This window comes from Cellulomonas iranensis NBRC 101100 = JCM 18110, assembly GCF_001552375.1.
Lineage (GTDB): Bacteria > Actinomycetota > Actinomycetes > Actinomycetales > Cellulomonadaceae > Cellulomonas > Cellulomonas iranensis.
This window is the reverse complement of the sequence record NZ_BCRB01000019.1, coordinates 1-17,948: the sequence shown is the minus strand read 5'-3', so window position 1 is coordinate 17,948 and position 17,948 is coordinate 1. Positions and strand designations below refer to the sequence as shown.

Sequence of the window (17,948 nt, the reverse complement as noted above, 5' to 3'; positions counted from 1 at the left end):
AACGTGTGCTGCCGGCGTGACGTCCGCGCAACGTCCCCGCTGGTGGAGTCGGTCCGCACCCCCGGACCAGGGCGGTGCGGAGAGGAAAGACACATGGACACCCCCACTCGTCGGCGGCGTGCGCTCGTGCTCGTCGGGACCGTGGTCGTCGTGGTCGTGGCGGTCACGTGGGCCCTCACGGGCGCGGGCCTGCTGGGCTCGGCCGCGTCGGGAGCCCCCGGGGGCGGCGTGCCGTCCGCCGCGGGGGACGCACCGCAGCCCGACCTCGACCTCGACCCCGACCGGGAGCCCGGCGTCGAGGACGGCGTCATCGACCGCGGCGACGGCGTGACGATCTTCGACACGCACCTGCCCGCGATCGCGAACCTCGACCCCGCGCTGCGCGCCGCGGTCGAGCAGGCGACGACCGACGCCGGGGCGCGCGGCGTCGAGATGGTCGTGACGTCGGGCTGGCGCAGCGCGCACTACCAGCAGCACCTGCTGGACGAGGCGGTGCGGACCCGCGGCAGCCTCGAGGAGGCCCGCAAGTGGGTCAGCACGCCCGATCTGTCGCGCCACGTCACGGGCGACGCCGTGGACATCGGCTACACCGACGCCGACAGCTGGCTCGCCCAGCACGGCACGCGCTACGGCCTGTGCACGACGTACGCCAACGAGATGTGGCACTTCGAGCTCGTCACCGAGCCCGGGGGCGAGTGCCCGCCGGCGAAGGCCGACGGGTCGAGCTGAGCGGGGGCTCGTGGGCGGTGCGGCGTCCCGGCTCGCGCCGGCGTCAGACGGTCTGGCGGATCGCCTCGCCCGCGATCTCGATGCGGACCGTGCGGCCCACGAGCCAGCCGCCGGTCTCGAGCGCGACGTTCCACACGAGGCCGAAGTCCTCGCGGTCGATCTCGGTGGTCGCGTGGAACCCGAAGAGGTCGCGCCCGTACGGGTCGCGCCGCGCGCCGCCGAAGTCCATGCGCAGCGTGACCGAGCGCGTCACGTCGCGGATGCGCAGGTCGCCCGTGACGTCGAACCGCGAGCGGTGCCGGTCGGCGCGCTCGATCGTGTCGGCCGAGACGCGCTGCCGGTCGGCGTTGCGGTTGCGCAGCCGCGCCCACTGGAGGATCGCGTCCTGCTGGCCCTGCCACGTGACGCCCGTGCTGCGGAACTCGATCGTGGGGAAGCGCGTGACGTCGAGGAAGTCCTCGCCCTTGAGGTGCGCGTCGCGGTCGTCGTGGTGCGTGGTCAGGCTCTCGGTCGCGATGATCGCGCGCACCGACGACGTGAGCGGGTCGTCGCCGACCACGACGGTGGCCGCCGCGCGCGCGAACTCGCCGCGCACCGGGCTGACCATCATGTGCTGCGCGACGAACCCGACGCGCTTGTGCGCCTCGTCGAGCTCGTACGCGCCCGGGGCGGGGATCTCCAGGCCCTGCCACGCGCGCACGGGTCGCTGCGTGGCCTGCGTCGTGTCGCTCATGCGTCCTCGTCCCCACGTCGTCCGGCCCGGCCCGTGGCCGCGCGGGCGCGCGACGCGAGGGGCGGGCGTCGTCGGCTGCTGCGCTCGCCGGCGGGCGTGCCGCCGGCCTCTCCACCGTCGGAGACGTGCGCTCGGTACGCACGGCGATGAGAGAAGATTCAACCATTCGGCGGGTGCGAACCAGGGCATCCGGAACGTTTCACCCGCACGAGGGGTGCGCACGACGGTGTGTCGTGCGGAGTGTCGGCGCGGACGGGCGGGTGTCGGAGGCGCCGCCGGTCGAGGGGTGGGACGGCACGTGCTGACGGGCGTGCGATCCGCGGGGCGGGTGACGGCGGACGGGCGACGCCCGCAGGCCGTCAGACGTGCAGGAGGTCCCGCACCGTCGGGGCGTCGGCGGGGCCCGGCTCGACGACCACCGCGTCGCCCGCCCGCACCTGCCCCCGCTGCACCACGCGCAGGTACGCACCCACGCGGCGCTCCTGCGCGAACCGCTTGACCCAGCCGCGCTCGTCGTCGCCGCCGACCCAGCGCGCGAACGTCGAGCACGGCGTCCGCGGTCCCGTCACCTCGAGCACGACGCGGTCGCCGACGTGCCACCGCTCGCCGACGCGCGCCGCGTTCGGGTCCAGGCCCGCGACGCGCAGGTTCTCGCCGAACCAGCCCGGCGGCAGGTCGCGGCCCAGCGCGGCCGCCCAGTGGTCGGCGTCGTCCTGGCCGTACGCGTACACGGCCTGCGCCTCGCCGCCGTGGTGCTTGCGGTCCGCCTGCACGTCCGCGTACAGCCCCAGCGGGCCCACCTTCACCGGGCCGTCGACCGGGCGCTTGTCGATCGCGGTGACGCCCACCGGGCCGGAGTCGGGACGGAGGGCGTGCACGACGCACACGGCGAGGATCGAGGCCACGGAGCCAGGGTAGGCGGCGACAGCGGGTGGCCCGCAGCCGGGGCCCGTCACGGGTCGGGCGAGGACTCAGGCGCGTGCTCAGGCGAGGAAGGAGCGGGCGCGCTCGTACTGCGGGGCGAGAGCGAGGTCGGCGCCGAGGGCGGCGGCGGCGCGGTGCGGCCACGCCGGGTCGGCGAGCAGCGGGCGGCCCAGCGCGACCGCGTCGGCGGACCCGTCGGCCACGACCCGCTCGGCGTCCTGCGGGTCCGTGATGAGCCCCACGGCGACCGTCGGCACGCCCGCCTCGGCGCGCACGCGCGCCGCGAGCGGCACCTGGTACGCCGGACCCGTGGGGATGCGCACGTGCGGCAGGTTGCCGCCCGACGACACGTGCACCATGTCGACGCCCAGCGGTGCGAGGTCCCGCGCGAGGCGCACCGTGTCGTCGCCCGTCCAGCCGGCCGGCTCGACCCAGTCCGTCGCGGACACCCGCACGAGCACGGGCATCATGTCCGGCACCGCGGCGCGCACCGCCGTGACGACCTCGCGCACCAGGCGCGTGCGGTTCTCGAACGAGCCGCCGTACGCGTCGTCGCGCACGTTCGAGTCCGGCGAGCAGAACTGGTGCAGCAGGTACCCGTGGGCGGCGTGCACCTCGACCACGTCGTACCCCGCCGCGACCGCACGGCGCGCGGCGTCCGCGAACGCCGCCACGACGTCCGCGACCTCCTCGACGGTCAGCGCGTGCGGCGCCGGGTGCGCGTCGCTGAACGGCACCGCGCTCGGGCCGACGACGGGCCAGCCGCCCGCACCGTCCGCGAGCGGGCTGCCACCGCGCCACGGTGCGTCGGTGCTGGCCTTGCGGCCCGCGTGCGCGAGCTGCACGCCCGCGACCACACCCTGCGCGTGCACCAGGTCGGTCACCGTGCGGTGCGCCGCGACCTGCGCGTCGTCCCACAGGCCCAGGTCGAACGGGCTGATGCGGCCGTCCGCCGTCACCGCCGTCGCCTCGACGATCACGTGCGCGACCCCGCCCACCGCGCGCGAGCCGTAGTGCTGCACGTGCCACGCGTTCGGCGCACCCGCGTCCGGCCCGTCGGCGGCCGCCGAGTACTGGCACATCGGCGCCATCCACACGCGGTGCGCGAACGTCGTGCCACGGATCGACAGCGGGGAGAACAGCGCGGACATGCGGGTGCCTTCCGGGGGAGGGGCGGGGTCGGGGCCGTCGGGCCCGAGGGTCGGGGCGGTCCGGGAGCGAGCGTACGTCCGGTGATGAAGGTGCGCCGGACGGGACCGAGCGACGTGCGGCTGCGCGGGCGCCACCCGCTCGGCGCGCGGGGGACCGGGCGCGCCCGCGTGCGCCCGACGTCGCGTGCGGTTGGCAGGATGGGGGTGTGACCAGCACGCTCGCCCGGTCCGCCGGGCACCCCCGCCAGCAGCCCACCGGCCTCGACGCCGAGGACGCCGCGCTCGCGCGGGCCCTCGCACCCCGCCCCGAGCGCCGCACCGCCCTGGCTCTCGCGGCGGTCGCGCTGCTCGCGCTCGGCTGGTGGATGCTGCGGCTCGGCGCGCACGAGGCGAGCCTCGTGCGGTGGGACTGCGGCGGCGGGTCGTGCGCGACGAACGACTTCGCCGGGGCGGCGCCGTCGCTCGGCGGCATGGCGGTCGTGCTCGGCGCCCTGCTCGGTGCGGGGGTCGTGCGGTGGGTCGCGCCGGCCGCGGCCCTGGTGGTGGCGACGTCGGCGCTGCTGGTCGGGTGGCGCGGAGCGGTCGCCGAGGGGCTGGTCACCGCCGGGGCCGTGCGCGTGCCTGTGATCATCGACGGGGTGCTGCTCGCGCTCGCGACCGTCGCGACCGTCGTCGCTCTCGTGAGGCACGTGCGCCGCGTCGGGACCCTCGCGCGCCTTGCGGGGCGCCGCGCCGCGTGGGCGCGCGTCACCGGCTACGACACCGACGAGCAGGGCCGTGTGCTCGGCACCCTGCACTTCGACGACGCCCAGGGCGTGCGGCACACGGTGCGGACCGTCGTGCCCCGCCAGGCGTTCGCGGTGCCCGCGCAGGCGCTCTACGACCCGGCTCGGCCGGACGACGCGGCTCGGGTGCGGGTCGGGCTGCCCGTGCAGCCGCTCATGGCAGCGGCCCGGCAGACGCGGGAGCGGGCCCTGCGGGTGCGGGTGCCGTTGCCGGGGGACGACCTGTAGGTCCCGCACAGTGGTCACGCCGTGGGTGGGCCCCGTGGGGATCGAACCCACAACCCGCGGATTAAAAGTCCGCTGCTCTGCCAGTTGAGCTAGAGGCCCGAGACAAGCACTAATTCACTGAGACAAGGCTCGAGAGAACTCGAGACAGAACCCCTGGTCAGCCGTGCAGGCCCGCGCACCCAGGGTACGCGGCGTCGTCGTCAGACCGGCGGGCTTTCGTGAACGCGGCCCGGGTCGGTAAGTGCGTCGCCCACGAGAGTGCTGAGCGGCACGCTGTCGGCCTCGGCATCCCGAAGGAGGCGACCTCGGCGGTCGACAGCGAGTTGCGACGTGCGGACGACCAGGAGCGTCAGGCCGTTGGCGGGGATGGCGGACCTGCGCCGCTGGTCGTAGAGGCGGCGCTGCTCTCCTCGGTGTACGCCGCTGACCGTGAGGCGTTCGAGTTTGTCGAAGTGGGCGACGGGGTGATCGTGCTGTCGCTCGTAGACCTCGACGACCAGCGCAAGGCCAGGCCAGTACGCGTCGACCGGTAGGTGCGCACTCCGGCCTGTCCCGCCCGGGTCGCCGCGTAGCCTGTCGAAGCGATGCTCGCGGAGACTGGCCTGTCCGAGGATCGTGTCGATTCGGTCAAGGACGTAGCCAGCGTCGTGGTCCCTGCGGCGCCCAGCCATCACCCGCGTCCGCAGGGGATCGAGGTGTCGCCGGTGTGGTGGCCTTCCATGATGCTCACTCCTCGGAGAGACGTGCGGTGGGGACTCCGCTGTCGATCGCCGAGGTGACTGGGGACTCGAGCGCGGCTGCGACGGCCTCGAACTCTGCCAGTGCTGCAGTGAGGTCCTCGACGATCTCCCTGGCAATCACCTCTGGTGCGGGCAGGTTGTCGAGGTCCTCCAGGGACTCGTCGCGCAGCCACGTGATGTCGAGGTTCGCCTTGTCCCGTGCGATGAGCTCGTCGTAGGTGAACGAGTGGAAGCGCTCGGTCTCGGTGCGAGTCGCGCGGTCTTGCCAGGGGGCGTAGCAGGCGACGAAGTCGTCGAGGTGGGCTCGGGTGAGGGGGTTCTGCTTCAGCGTGAAGTGCTGGTTGGTGCGCAGGTCGTACACCCAGAGCTTCTCGGTCCAGGCGCGGCCTTCAGCTGCGGGCTTCTTGTCGAAGAAGAGCACGTTGGCCTTCACGCCCTGGGCGTAGAAGATGCCTGTCGGCAGTCGGAGCATCGTGTGCAGGTCGAAGTCGCGCAGCAGGCGCCGGCGCAGGGTCTCGCCGGCTCCGTCTTCGAAGAGGACGTTGTCGGGGAGCACGACTGCGGCGTGATCTCAGTGGCCTTCGTCTCGTCCAGTCGCATCCCTGCGTCGCACATCGCGTAGGTCGCGGCGGCGACAGAACCCCGCACGGTGCGCGCCCTCGGGATCGGTGAGGAACTCGTGCCGGTCACCGACCCGCACCACACCCCGGTCGCCGCGCGACGACCGCACCTGCACCAGTGGCACCCACCGCCCGTCGTAGAAGAACACCGGGCTGCCCGGCCCGCGATCGCGGTACAGCCGCATCCGGTCCAGATCCAGGTAACAGACCGTGGCACTGGTGCTGCGCACGGCCCACAGGCCACCGTCACTGAGGTGGAGTTCCGCTGTCGAGTCGTTCGTGTCCATCCAGCGATCGTGCCTGCCGGCGGCGCCACGGCAGTGGCCATGAGGGTGCGACTCGAGCGGGGGCGAGCGTGACGGGCGCCCTGCCGACGCGGTCGGTGCGGGTCATTGCCACGACTACCTCGGGCCGGACCTTGAGGGTCACAGAACGCAGCTTGAGAACTCCACACAGCACCCAGCGCGTCCGCGGCTGGGATCGGACCGAGCCCCATGAAGAGAGGTGATGAGGAAGGTCGCTCCGGACCTGACCCTTGCGCTCGCACAGCCCGCGCCCACCGTCCCCGGTGAGCGCACCGCGCTCCGCACGATCGACGGCATCCCGCCGGCGGCGTGTCCAACCGAGGAGGTCACCGTGACCACCACACCCACGGCGCTCGACCACGAGCCCGTCATCGCCCTCAGCGGGCACCGCCGGCGACGGCATCTCAAGCAGCTCCTGCGCACCCGCGACCGGCTCGCCGTTCTGGCGACCGAGCGGTTCAGCCACGCGCTCGACGACGCGAGCGACACGTTCGCGCTGATGATCGAAGTCGAGGACGAGATCGCAGACCTCTTCCCCGACGTGCACGCGGCGCTGTTCCACCGATGGATCAGCATAGACGCTGTTGCGGGCCATGAGCCCGGGAGTCACAACACCCGGTGCGGACTCTGCGTCACTCGTGGCGACAATCGCGGCTTGCCAGCCGCCGCTTGAATATCCGCCCGCCCCACGTCACTGTGGGTACGGGCGGGTTTACGAGACTCCTAGTATTTCAACCCGACATGATCGACAATTATGCGCTCATTCTTCTGGTCAAACGCGAAGTAAACCCGCCCGCATTCGTGGTGCGGCACGCCATCGTTCACCTTGACGTGAGGCGTCCGATCGTACTTGACGCCTTCGAATGTGAAGGTGCGAAACGCCTTCGGCATCTGGTCGTCCTGCAGCGAAACCTTCAGGTCATAATTCTCCCGAATCCACCGGTCCATGTGCCCCACAGTTCGGTCCGATCCGTCGTAGAGGTCGTGTGCGACGCGGGCGAGCTTGACCAGGGCGATCTGCATCTCGCCGGGTGTGGGGTAGCGGTCTGCCTTCTTCCACGCCGCGTAGGCAGAGTCTGTGAACACCAGTCGGTCCTCGGCGGACTTCTCTAGATGGTCGATGAGGGCGCTGAGGGTGTCAGTGTCGCCCGTGGCGAGTTCGGGTGGCTCATCCACGCCTTCCTCGCCTGCCTCTTCGACGGTCGTCGCGCCGGCGTAGCGCTGAGCGATCTGGAGTTGTTCTGTCGTCGCCTTCCAGCGAGCTGCTTCTGTGGCGAGCTCACGCGCGCGAGCCTCAGTTTCCGACCATGCCTCCATGGCTTCGCTGAGGTCCGTTTGCAGTTGATCGCGCTCTTGAGTCAATGCCTCGATAATTGCTGTCTGACTTCCAGACTCGACTGCGGCCGCAGTGCGCGCCGCGGCATCGTCGGCACGAGAGATGCGACCTGCCTCTCGGACTGCGCGGTACACCTCGTCGGACCCGCGGGTGAGGACTGACAAGGGGGCAACCTGGGCCATGACCGATGCCCGGAGTGCGTCGTTGTCTTGCGCGTTCACGACGTCCTCGCCCACCGCTGTGGGTGGCACGGCGAGGTCCGACCACACGAGAAGGCCCCCGGCGTAGGGGACGCGTGCTCGCTGCTCCTCTGCGAGAAGTTGGCGGGCGGTCGGCAGGTCGACAGTAACGACACGTACCAGCCCAACGAGGCCGGCAGCGGCTCGCCGTGTCGACTGAATAGCTTCCCGGGTACGGGTGTGGACCAGTAACACGGGCAGACGGTGCTGAACTCGGAGGGCCTCCGCGACCAAGGCTGCTGCATCGGCGCCTCGTGCCTGCAGGGCGCTGCCATCGACGAGCTGCCCGCCGCTGTGGATTCGCAGGCCGGGGTGCCCGACAAGGTTGGCCAACACATGCGGCTGACGCACCTGAGGGTCGGCGATCGGGCTCAGTCCTGCCGCATCGACTTCACGCGCAAGACCGAGGCGGAGCCGAAGGATCCCATGAAGTTCACCGATGCTCACCCGAGCTGTGAAGTGACTCCCGTCGCCATTGACAGTCACGACGTCGAGTCGCGTGACCCAGTCGCCTTGAGGGGAAGCCAGGTGGGTCCACTCGGCGTGCTTACGCAGTGCGTCGTGTGTCGGCTGGAGTTCGCGGCGACCGTTCCCCAGAAGGTCCGCCGCGTGGATCGGATCGGTGTCGTCGCCGACCCAGGTGCTCAGGGTGCCAAGGGTCGCGTCGATAGCCGTGTCGTGGTCTACCCCAGGGCTTGGTTCGATGCTGAAGTCAGTGACGTAGAGGATCTGCATCGCGGTGGCCCCCGGGTCGTGTCGGCGTCGTAGGCGCACCGTAGCGCTGTCCTCGCACTTGGTAGGGCACTTCGGGCTGAACTCACCCGGGGGGAGGGAGCGCGCCGTCCGGGCAGACTCGCCGTCCCGGCCTGATAGCCCTCAGCGTCGGGTGAGGTCCCACGCGGTGTCGTTGGCAGGCTCGACCCGATCGGGCAGTTCGATCACGAAGAGCGCGACGCCGACCTGGTCGGCGAAGCGCGCGGCCGCGGTGGTGAACCCGGACCGGGCGTAGAAGAGCATCACCGCATCGTGCTGGTTCGCGCCCACGAGGTTCTGGACCTGCGGGCGACCTACGGGGTGCGCCCAGTACTTCACCTGCGCCACGGCCCGGCGCGCCTCGACGTCGAACCCTGCGTCGACACCGTCCGGCGACACAGCCGCGTCGTGGAAGCCCAACGCCCGCATGTGCTCGGCGGCGGCGGTCTCGGCCTGACGCCAACGGCTTGAAGCCTCGGCGACAGAGTTGTCACGCAGCCAGTCTGGACGTGGACGTGCTCGGTCGAGCGCTGCGAGTACCTGCTCAGAGGCTGCCCGCAGCGAGGACAGGGCACGCTCGGCGGCCCTGTAGGTTCCGTCCACATCGGCAGCCGCCAGCCCTTGGTACGCGGTGGCCTCTAAGTGCTCGTGAAAGGCGGCCGCGCGAGCCTTCATCGCTGCATCTACGGACTCCAACGCGGTCCTCTGGGCCTGCGCAGCCAGCACCCCTTGCGTGGCGACATGCCGAGCGATCGCCAGGTCCGCACCTCCGGTGAGCCACGCACGACGGGCTCGGGCTGTGGTGGCCAGCGCCTGGACCGTGGCCGAACGCGCCGCGCGCAGCGCGCCGTGATCACTTGGCATGGCGAACCCTGCTTCGACCTCAGCGGGGACGGGGGCGTGGCACACCCGCTCGTAGGACCAGGTCAGCGCCCACATTCCTTCCAGACCGTTGAGCTCGAGGCAGCGCCACCAGGGCCTCTCGAGCGTGCGCAGCACGTGATCGACCGTCGTGCGCCACCACCCGTCCGTACGCGTGGCGACTACCTGCGGGTCGGGCTGCCAATGCTTGAACCCAGGCGGCGCGGCCGGCCACGCCCGAGGTGGCTTCCACCCCACTGGTGGCGACCACCGCGACGGGGGCGTCGGCCACCCCTGGGCGGGTACCCAGGCCAGGGTGATGCCCGTCAGGTCTGGTTCCCACACGATTGGCTCGTACCCAGGTGCAGCGAGCGCCTCGGCTTCGAGCGTGCCAGCCTCCGCGAACGTCCAGTACTGGTGGCCCATCTGTGGTGGTGGCCAACTTGTCGGAGGCTGCCACTGCTCGTCGGGGAACCAGCCCGGCTCCGCGGGAGGCCAACCCGGTGGGGCATTCCACCTCAGCGCCACGACGTCAGGGGCGTCCACTTCTCGATGATGGCAGCGCCGTCGCGTCACCGGTAGGGCATCGAAGGAGGCAAGCCGCGCGAGCGCGTGAGCATGTGGTTACTGGCGGTCACTGAACCAGCGGCTACTTGGGTGCGGCAGCCGGCGTGGAGATAGGGCTGGCGCGGGCGTTCGTCATGAGCGATCGCGTTCCGCACTCCAGCGCGACGTGTTCCATCTCAGAGCGAAGGGCGCCCCTCACGGCAAGATCTCGACCGTACGCCAGCGGGCTCTGGTGCATGCGACGTAGATCTTGCGGTGCATGTCTTCGGCCAATGAGAGACCCGACCCGAGGGCGGTTCGTTCAGCGTCCCGCAACCTAACGGCGACTGCGTCCCACTCGCCACCCTTCGCTTGGTGCGTCGTCAGTCCTGGAACCGGTCTCTCGGGAAGCGCAAGGCACCGCTGAAGGTCGGCAAGACGACCTGTGTGTGCTGGGTGCGGTCTGCGCAGCTCGCGCGCGGACACGCTGCCGACGACCTTCACCAGTTCCACGTAGGCCGCGGTCACGGCGGTTCTCCCGCCAGGCCGCAAGACTTCCACCACTTCCCGCAAACCGGGCTCCAGCCGTCTCAGAGCGTCACGGTCTTGCACGTTGAGCGCCGTCAGGGCGTCGTTGAGGTAGGTCGCGTCCATGTCCAGGATGCTGCGTGTCAAGTGGTTGAGAAGCAGGGTGGCGGCGGCCTCCTCGTATCCGCCTTTGAAGGAATGGAACGCGAGCGGCAGGACCCCGCGGAGCTCCCAGAGGTCCTTCCACCACAGCGCGAGGACAACGTCCAGATCCTCCGTATCCGTCGGGAGGACCACGCCTCGTCCTTCGCGAAGTCGCATGGCGAGGTCTCGTTGTTCGTCACTGCGCCACCGGAAAGACTGGGTCAGCGGCAGTGTGGGGACCTTTGCTCGCCTAAGGCGCTCCGGAACGAGATGCGGGCGGGCACCGCGGAAGAGGTACAGCGCTTGCCAAGGGTCGCCCACCAGAGTCACGGCAACGCCCGCTGCGATGGCTGACTCGATGATCGCGATGTCCAGATCGTTGGCGTCGAAGACCTCGTCGACGATCAGGGCCCTCATCACATCGCCGAGCCGCTGGCGCACTCGCGACGCAGACAGAGGATCCCGAAGCGCGAGCTCAAGGATGTCGCGGACATCCTGATGGGTGCAGGTGCCCGCGAGCATGTGAGGCACGACCGCTACCGCTGGAACCCGGTAGGCGTGCTTCGGTGCGAAATCCTTGCGTAGCTGCACATGGCGCCCGGACAGGTGCAAGCTGTAGATCGAGCGGGTCGACACAGTGCCGCCGCATGAGGCCCAGCTGTCGCGCACGTCTAGGACAACGTTGCCATCCGGCCACAACGCGTCCATGTTCGGCCAGATCACCAATCGCTCGCGAAGCAGGTCATGCAGGAGGTCACACATCACCGTGTCCAGGGTGACGATCCGGTGCGGCCAGGTCAGCGCTGCCGGGCCCCACAACCTCTGCACCCGCCTTCGGAGCGTGTAGGTCGCGGCCCGGGTGAAGCTGACGGCCACTACCGCGCGACTGTCGTGCCGGTGTTCGCTGGCGAAGCGTTGTACTCCGAACCGTTGTGCTGAGACGGTGGTCTTGCCGGTGCCGGGACCAGCTTCGATGAAGAGCTTGCTCGCCGAAGAGGCCGCTGCGAGTCGTTGTTCTGCAGTGAGATCAGCGATGGCGCCCGCGTGCGCGAGGGCACTGGTCACGTCTGTGTGGCGCGCTCGGCTGTCGGAGCGGGACGTGCCACCGGCGCATGGGCCGCAAGCGGAGCGTCGGGCGTTGGGTACAAGAACTCGAAGACTCGCTCGATGGGTTCCGGCACCCGTACTCCAGCACCGACGACGTCGCGCATCTCGCGTATCCGCCCCGCTAGGGCCTCCGCGAACTCGCCCTTGCGGCTTGCGGCGAGTCCAGCGCTCACCGTGACGTCGCCCGCCCTGTGCCGACTGCGGAACAGGTCCCGGATCGCCTGGGGCGTGACCTCGTCAGGCACCGAGATCCCGATGTCCTGCAGGGCCCCGGCCACGAGACCCTCGTTCCCTTCGGTGAGTTGGGGCTCGAGGGTGGGATGACAGTGCTCCACCAGCAAGACGGCAGGGTCATGGTCGCTGGCCCAAATGGGTGCGGCTGGGAGGTCGTCGAAGTCGAGGTCGCTGTCGCGAAGAACCGCTAGTCGGGAGCAGAGCTCGTGGCCCCTGGTCGCAAGGAGTCGCACCGCCCACGGCCCGACCTTGGTACCCATCGGCACGATGCTCAACGCATCGACGAACGCCTGCTTGTCAAGGTCTTCCCCGGCCCACACCCATCCCATCTCGCGGAGCACGGCCGCCTCGGTGACACCCTCGACAAGAAGCAATCGCTCCGCGAACAAGGAGGCGGAACGGCTGGCATCCAGATGCAGTCGAGTCTTGCGGAGGACCTCGTCGCGATTGCTGAGCGGGATGTCCGCGATCGCTCGGCACACTCTCTGCCCCTGGCTGTCGCGACGCACGATCACCAACTCGGTCGGGTCGCAGGACGTGATGACGTCTGTCGCATGGCTCGACAGAACGACCTGGAGTTCGGGGCGGAGGCGCACCTGGCGACGCAGGTACCGAACCAGAGAGTGCTGGAGCTGGGGGTGAAGGTGCGCCTCAGGCTCCTCGATGACCAACGTGACATGGAAGGCGTCGTCAGGGAAGAACGAGTCTTCGACGCTCTCGCTCTCGGCGCGAGCTTGGCGCAAGACTCGGTCAGCCTCGTCCAGCGGCGCCTCCGCCGTCCCGGCGTCGACCCGGCCGGTTGGCGGTCCGCCTGCCACCGCGGCAGCAGCGGCCGCGATGCGCGTCGAGTCGGGGATGGCTGCCAAGGTGACGGCGATGTGCAGGAGGTTGACATAGCCGAGGCCAACCACCTCGAGCGGCAGCGCATCCTTCCGTCCTTCGGTGGTGGCGAGCATCAACTCGAGCACGCGCGCCAGGTAGCGGTCGTCTACGACCTGTCCGCGGATGTAGGGCCAGTTCCGGGAAACGCCCGCGGAGAGTGCGCGCAACTGCTCACTGACCCGCTCCTCGAGCCCCACGAGTAGGTCATCCGTGGCGAGCGCCTCGAGGAGACCTGAGGCCCTGCCACGTAGACGGGACAGGTCACGCCCACGGCCCAGGTTCTGCTGTTGTGCTCGGAGCAACTCGACGAGGATGCGCGTCTCGCGCCGGGCCAGCTCGTCTAGCGGGTTCCTCCAAGCGGGCAGGTGCACCAGGAGTGTTCGTTGCTCGACATCGCTCGACCGACCATCCACGGACTTAGTGTGAACCGCGCCGAGGTCACGGTGAAGAGTCCGCGCCCACTCAGCGGCGACAGTTCCCGGCGCGGTCCTCCCGGCTTGCGCTTGGAGCTGTCGCCCTAGCGGGCCCTCGGTGGCAACGTCGGCGTCGAAGCGGTACTCAACCTCAATGTCCCGATCGCCAGCTCCAAGTGCTGCGGCGGAATGCCTCGGCAGGTGCGGGAAACGCTTGACATGGCTGAGGTAGAGCGCGTCCGTGAGGGTGGTCTTCCCGCCGCCGTTGGCCCCTGCGATGACGGCGAAGCGCCCTGGTAAGTGCACCTCCAGCGGCCCGTCGACGGCTCCGCGAAGACCTCGAACCCGAATGCGGCTCAGGTGCATAAACGGCGTCCCCCTCGAGTCCTGCGGATCCCCGCGTCTTCACTGTGCCGACCCATGCTCATGCTACTGAGCACCGCCGCGCGTCCGAGTCTCCCGGGAGCACTAGCTTCGTTCGTGTAGGCCTCTGGGTGGCCGGGGCCCGGACAGTTTGCGGAGCAGGCCGCATTCCAGGAGTCAGGGACCGATGTTCCGCATCGCCATCGGCCGCATCCCGAGTTCGCGGTGGCGTTCGACGCCGTAGCGGTCCGTTCTCCCAGCCAGGAGTGAATGTCTGCTTGTCCCAGAGGCCCGGGTGATGAGGGCCTGCTCGTGGAGACGCGGGACAGCACCCGTGTCGTCTGCGCGCGGCGGGAGGGCCGCTGCGGCTGACGGACCGACGGTACAGGCTGGCCGGAGCGGGCGGTGCCGGGTGACCGGGGGCGACGCTCGTCACCTGCTTGGTGGCTGCGATGACCATGGCCCTGATGGTCTGATCGCGGCGAGGCCGCGACACCGCCGCCTGCGCGCTGATGACCAGGGGTGATTCGTGAAGCGGGCGGCACGAGCTGCTCGTCACCGGTGCCCGGACCGTGCTGCCCGACGAGACGTGCCACGTCGCCGTCGAGCGGCTGCCGCAGGTCGACCGGTCGTCGCCCGTGGACGAGCAGACCAGGTGGACCGGAATCGCGTAGAGCTCGACCCGGAGAGGCAAGCGACCACGCGGGCCCGGGGCTGCCCGCCACCGTCACGCCGCGCTCGCCGAGGTCGTGGCCGGCCGGGTCGCCCCGGCCGGCCGTGACGCTCAGACGGCGTAGTACCAGACCTGCGCGCGCCACGGGTACGACGAGGCGCCGGTGTTGGTGCACGGGGTGTGGTTCTTGTAGATCCCCTGCGCCTTGAGGTCGTGGATGTCGCCCTGCAGGGCGGTGTTGCACCCGCTGGACGTGGCGGACGCGATGACGTAGCTGGTGACCGTCGCGGCCTGCGCCGGGACGGCGGCGGCGATGCTGCCCGCCGTGAGCAGGCCCGCGGCGGCGAGCGTGGCTCCGAGCTTCGTGGTGATGCGCGTCATGACGGTTCCCCCTGCGTGTCGGAATCGGACGCGACCAGTGTCAGCGGCGCTGTGACCGCACGCAACCGTCGTCGCGCGCGGCGTCGTGCACCGCGCCACGCGGCGCGTGTCAGCGGAACAGGTCGACGTGGTCCTCGACCCAGGTGCGGAACGTGCGCGCGGGGCGCCCGGTGAGGCGCTCGTGCTCCCGTGACACGGCGGGCGTCGCGCCGACGGCCGCGCGCCAGTCGCCGATGATCTGCCGCACCCACACCTCGGGGACGTGCCGCGCGAGCAGCGCCGCCGACTCGGCCTCGGTCTGCTCGACGACCCGCACGTCGCGCCCGAGCACGTCACCGATGGTCGCGACCTGCTCGCGGAGCGTGAGCACTTCCGGCCCCGTGAGCACGGGGGCGGCGCCGAGCAGCGCGTCACCGGTGAGCGCGACGACCGCGACGTCGGCCACGTCGGCCTCGTGCACGGGCACCTGCGCCGCGTCGGGGTGCGGCAGCGGCACGGTGCCGTCGGTGCGGATGCTCCAGCTCCACCGCGCGGCGTTGCTCGCGAACCCGCCCGGCCGCAGGAACGTGTGCGCGACCCCGGAGTCCTCGACCGCGCGCTCGACCCGCAGGAAGCGCGCGCCGTTGAAGTCGTCCGCCGCGCCCGGTGCCGTCACCGCGGACGACGACAGCAGCACGACGTGCCTCACGCCGGCCGCGGCGACGCGGGCCAGCAGCGGCTCCGGGTGCGTCATGTCCGCGTAGAGGAAGATGCGCTCCACGCCCTCGAGGGCCGGGTCGAACGACGCGGGGTCGTCGAGATCGGCCGCGGACGTGCGCACCTGCGGCGGCAGGCTCAGTCGCTCGGGCGTGCGGCTCGTCGCGCGCACGTCCACGCCGCGCTCCAGCAGACCCGCGACCACCGCGCCGCCCACGGCGCCGCTCGCGCCTACCACCAGGACCGCCATGACGGCTCCCTCCCTCGATACGAACGTCGTTCGCGAACAGTGTTCGTCGCGAACTGCGTTCGTGTCAACTACGCTCGCGCCATGCCGACGCCACCCGAGCCCGCGTCGCGCCGCGAGCGCCCGGCCAAGCCCGCGCTGTCCCGGCAGGCGATCCTCGACGCGACCCTCGCGCTCGTCCGGGAGCGGGGCGTCGACCGGGTCTCGCTGCGCGACGTCGCACGCGCCGTCGCCACAGGGCCCGCGTCGCTGTACGCCTACTTCGACAGTCGTGAGACCCTGCTCGAGCACGCGCTCGACCACGTCTACGGCACGGTCGCGCTCGTCGACCCCGAGCCGCACGGCTGGCGGGCCGCGCTCGCGGGGACCGTCGTCGGCACCGTCGAGGCGCTCGAACGGCACCCCGGCCTCGCGGCCGTCGCGCTCGGCACCATCCCGACCCTCCCCGGCGCGCTGCGCCTCGCCGAGCACGAGCTCGACCTGCTGCGCCGCGGCGGCGTCCCCGACGACCGGGCGGCCCTGGCCATCGACCTCATCGCGCAGTTCGCCGCCGCGACGGCCGTCGAGCGCACCTCCCGCGGCGTGCCGGGCGGGCGCGGCGCGGACCCCCGGCGCGCGCACGACGTCTACGCCGACGTCGACCCCGACCGTTTCCCGCACGTGCACCGGCTCGCGGGCGCGCTCACGGGACCCGACGAACGTGCGCGCCGGGACTTCGCGATCGACGTGATCCTCGCGGGGCTCGACGCGACGGCGGCCCGGTAGCGCGCCACGGGCCTCGCGGCGCCCACGGCCCCGCCCCGGCAGCGACGCAGCCCAGCCCGGCAGCGACGCAGCCCAGCCCGCCAGCGACGCAGCGGCGCACCAGCAGCGCCGCCCCGGCACCGCCGCCCCGGCACCGCCGCGGCGCACGCCCCTCAGCGGCTGCCGCCCACCCGCAGCACCTCGCCCAGGCGCTCGCGGCGCCGCAGCGACGACTCGACGAGCACCGTCACCGCGAGCGTCACGGCCGCGACGCCCAGCGACGCCGCCGACCACGCCGACCAGACCGGCGCCGGGTCGTCCGCCTGCCCCGTCACGAGCCGCAGCGCGAGCGGCCCGACGACCGCCCCCGTGAGCGCGCCGCCCAGCGCGGCGCCGCCCGCCGCCGCCAGCAGCGCGCCCGGCAGCAGCTCGCCCAGCGTCACCAGCCGCGCGTCGCGTCCCCCGAGCCCGAGCGTCCGCAGCGTCGCGAGCGTCGCGCCGCGCTGCGGCGCGCTCGTGGCGGCCGCCAGCATGACGACGAGCGCGACGAGCACCAGCAGCGCGAGCGTCGCCGCCGTGGCGGCGCGCTGCACGCCCACGGTCAGCGGCTCGGCGCGGTGCTCGACGAGCCACGCGTCGCGCGTCGCGACCGTCGTGCCGTCGAGCCCCGCCGCGTCCGCGACCGCCGCGGACGCACCCGTGCCGACGGCCCACACGCGGTCGGGCACGACGGGCACGCCGATCGCCGCGGCGAGGGCGTCGGCGTCGACGACGACCGCGTCGCCGTCCCCGGCGAGCAGGGCGGGCGCCGTCCCGACCGTCACGAGGTCGACGCGTGCGGTCCCCCAGAGCAGCTCGACCGCGGGGTCGTCGGCGGTGCGCAGCCCCGGGCTCAGCAGCGCCGCGGGACGCCCGTCGGCCGTGCCGAGGTCGCGCAGCGCGGGGTCGTCCGGCAGCGGCGTGCGCGCGAGCAGGTCTGCGTAGTCCGCCGCGGGCAGCGCGACGACGCGCACCAGCTGCCCGCCCCACGGGCCGAACACCTGCGCGTGCTCGTCGACGCGCCCGGGCACGGCCAGGTCGACGCCGGCGGACGCGCGCAGCGTCGCGGCGACGTCCGCGAGACCGGCGTCGGGCGCCGCCGCGGTCACGGTCGCGTCGGCACCCACCGCCTGCCACGACGCGTCGACCTCGCCGCGCTGCACGGTCGCGACGACCGTCGTGCCGAGCGCCACGAGCCCCGCCGCGAGCGTGAGCGCGAGGAACGCGAGACCGCCGCGCGCCGCGTCGTTCGCGCGGGCCGCCGCGAGCACCGGGACGGCGCGTCGCGACCGTCCCGCGGCGGCGACCGCACGGCGCAGCAGCACCGGGAGCACGCGCAGCAGCAGGACCCCGCCCGCCAGCACGCCGAGCGTCGGGGCGAGCGCCAGCAGCGCGTCGGCGGCCGGGGGAGCGGTGCCGCCCGAGCCGGCGGCGGCGTCGGTCACGCCCCGTGCGCCGAGCGCGACGAGCGCCCCCACGGCCAGCAGCACGACGGCCGCCTCGCCGGCCAGCCGCCCCGCGTGCCGGTCCCGCGCGGCCGCGGCGCG

The 17,948-nt window shown here is 71.9% G+C and carries 17 protein-coding genes and 1 tRNA gene; 5 read left to right on the top strand and 13 right to left on the bottom strand.

The window, feature by feature from the left end:
• Window positions 1-93 precede the first annotated feature (93 nt).
• Window positions 94-729, top strand: coding sequence for a M15 family metallopeptidase (locus tag CS2_RS05965; protein ID WP_082739915.1), 636 nt, complete (start codon window positions 94-96; stop codon window positions 727-729).
• A 43-nt stretch (window positions 730-772) separates the two neighbouring features.
• Here the strand turns inward: CS2_RS05965 and CS2_RS05960 are convergent, their stop codons facing one another.
• The 3 genes from CS2_RS05960 to CS2_RS05950 all read right to left on the bottom strand — a co-directional run bounded on the left by CS2_RS05960 (window position 773) and on the right by CS2_RS05950 (window position 3,537).
• Window positions 773-1,462 carry a YceI family protein gene (locus tag CS2_RS05960; RefSeq protein ID WP_070319288.1) on the bottom strand — a complete coding sequence of 230 codons (690 nt, stop codon included), beginning with the start codon at window positions 1,460-1,462 and terminating at the stop codon, window positions 773-775.
• Window positions 1,463-1,821: 359 nt separating this feature from the next.
• On the bottom strand, window positions 1,822-2,367 hold the full coding sequence (locus CS2_RS05955) for an MOSC domain-containing protein (protein ID WP_070319287.1): 546 nt from the start codon (window positions 2,365-2,367) through the stop codon (window positions 1,822-1,824).
• A gap of 78 nt (window positions 2,368-2,445) precedes the next feature.
• Window positions 2,446-3,537, bottom strand: a complete 1,092-nt coding sequence (locus tag CS2_RS05950) for an NADH:flavin oxidoreductase/NADH oxidase (RefSeq protein ID WP_070319286.1) — start codon at window positions 3,535-3,537, stop codon at window positions 2,446-2,448.
• 206 nt (window positions 3,538-3,743) lie between these two features.
• Here CS2_RS05950 and CS2_RS05945 point away from each other — a divergent pair, with 206 nt between their 5' ends.
• The gene (locus CS2_RS05945) at window positions 3,744-4,550 is read left to right on the top strand and encodes a hypothetical protein (protein ID WP_070319285.1); all 807 of its coding nucleotides are present in this window, start codon (window positions 3,744-3,746) and stop codon (window positions 4,548-4,550) included.
• A 26-nt stretch (window positions 4,551-4,576) separates the two neighbouring features.
• Here the strand turns inward: CS2_RS05945 and CS2_RS05940 are convergent.
• Window positions 4,577-4,649, bottom strand: a tRNA-Lys gene (locus CS2_RS05940).
• Between the two features lie 119 nt (window positions 4,650-4,768).
• Between CS2_RS05940 and CS2_RS18780 the strand changes: the two genes are divergently transcribed.
• Entirely contained in the window at window positions 4,769-5,083 is a 315-nt protein-coding gene (locus CS2_RS18780; protein WP_156442020.1) for a hypothetical protein, read from the top strand.
• A gap of 193 nt (window positions 5,084-5,276) precedes the next feature.
• Here the strand turns inward: CS2_RS18780 and CS2_RS05930 are convergent, their stop codons facing one another.
• Window positions 5,277-5,846 carry an N-6 DNA methylase gene (locus CS2_RS05930; RefSeq protein ID WP_233421083.1) on the bottom strand — a complete coding sequence of 190 codons (570 nt, stop codon included), beginning with the start codon at window positions 5,844-5,846 and terminating at the stop codon, window positions 5,277-5,279.
• A gap of 15 nt (window positions 5,847-5,861) precedes the next feature.
• Window positions 5,862-6,197, bottom strand: a complete 336-nt coding sequence (locus CS2_RS05925; RefSeq protein WP_070319284.1) for a hypothetical protein — start codon at window positions 6,195-6,197, stop codon at window positions 5,862-5,864.
• A gap of 220 nt (window positions 6,198-6,417) precedes the next feature.
• Here CS2_RS05925 and CS2_RS05920 point away from each other — a divergent pair, with 220 nt between their 5' ends.
• On the top strand, window positions 6,418-6,888 hold the full coding sequence (locus tag CS2_RS05920; RefSeq protein WP_070319283.1) for a hypothetical protein: 471 nt from the start codon (window positions 6,418-6,420) through the stop codon (window positions 6,886-6,888).
• Between the two features lie 50 nt (window positions 6,889-6,938).
• Here CS2_RS05920 and CS2_RS18775 read toward each other — a convergent pair whose 3' ends face one another.
• From CS2_RS18775 to CS2_RS05885, 6 genes are all read right to left on the bottom strand, one after another.
• Window positions 6,939-8,525: a hypothetical protein gene (locus CS2_RS18775; RefSeq protein ID WP_156442019.1), complete on the bottom strand. Its 1,587-nt coding sequence runs from the start codon at window positions 8,523-8,525 to the stop codon at window positions 6,939-6,941.
• A gap of 141 nt (window positions 8,526-8,666) precedes the next feature.
• Window positions 8,667-9,542, bottom strand: coding sequence for a restriction endonuclease (locus CS2_RS05905; RefSeq protein ID WP_070319280.1), 876 nt, complete (start codon window positions 9,540-9,542; stop codon window positions 8,667-8,669).
• 624 nt (window positions 9,543-10,166) lie between these two features.
• Window positions 10,167-11,687: a UvrD-helicase domain-containing protein gene (locus CS2_RS05900; protein WP_082739914.1), complete on the bottom strand. Its 1,521-nt coding sequence runs from the start codon at window positions 11,685-11,687 to the stop codon at window positions 10,167-10,169.
• The gene (locus tag CS2_RS05895) at window positions 11,684-13,258 is read right to left on the bottom strand and encodes an ATP-dependent nuclease (RefSeq protein ID WP_169798628.1); all 1,575 of its coding nucleotides are present in this window, start codon (window positions 13,256-13,258) and stop codon (window positions 11,684-11,686) included. Before CS2_RS05895 ends, CS2_RS05900 begins: the two co-directional genes overlap by 4 nt.
• 1,147 nt (window positions 13,259-14,405) lie before the next feature.
• Complete coding sequence (locus CS2_RS05890) at window positions 14,406-14,675, bottom strand: hypothetical protein (RefSeq protein ID WP_070319277.1); 270 nt, start codon at window positions 14,673-14,675, stop codon at window positions 14,406-14,408.
• A gap of 109 nt (window positions 14,676-14,784) precedes the next feature.
• Window positions 14,785-15,621 carry an NAD(P)H-binding protein gene (locus CS2_RS05885; RefSeq protein WP_070319276.1) on the bottom strand — a complete coding sequence of 279 codons (837 nt, stop codon included), beginning with the start codon at window positions 15,619-15,621 and terminating at the stop codon, window positions 14,785-14,787.
• Between the two features lie 81 nt (window positions 15,622-15,702).
• On the opposite strand from CS2_RS05885, the gene CS2_RS05880 reads away from it, so the two are divergent.
• Window positions 15,703-16,383, top strand: coding sequence for a TetR/AcrR family transcriptional regulator (locus CS2_RS05880; protein WP_070319315.1), 681 nt, complete (start codon window positions 15,703-15,705; stop codon window positions 16,381-16,383).
• Window positions 16,384-16,535: 152 nt separating this feature from the next.
• Here CS2_RS05880 and CS2_RS19025 read toward each other — a convergent pair.
• Window positions 16,536-17,948 (bottom strand): FtsX-like permease family protein (locus CS2_RS19025; RefSeq protein WP_217997367.1); only part of this gene is annotated, 1,413 nt, incomplete at its 5' end.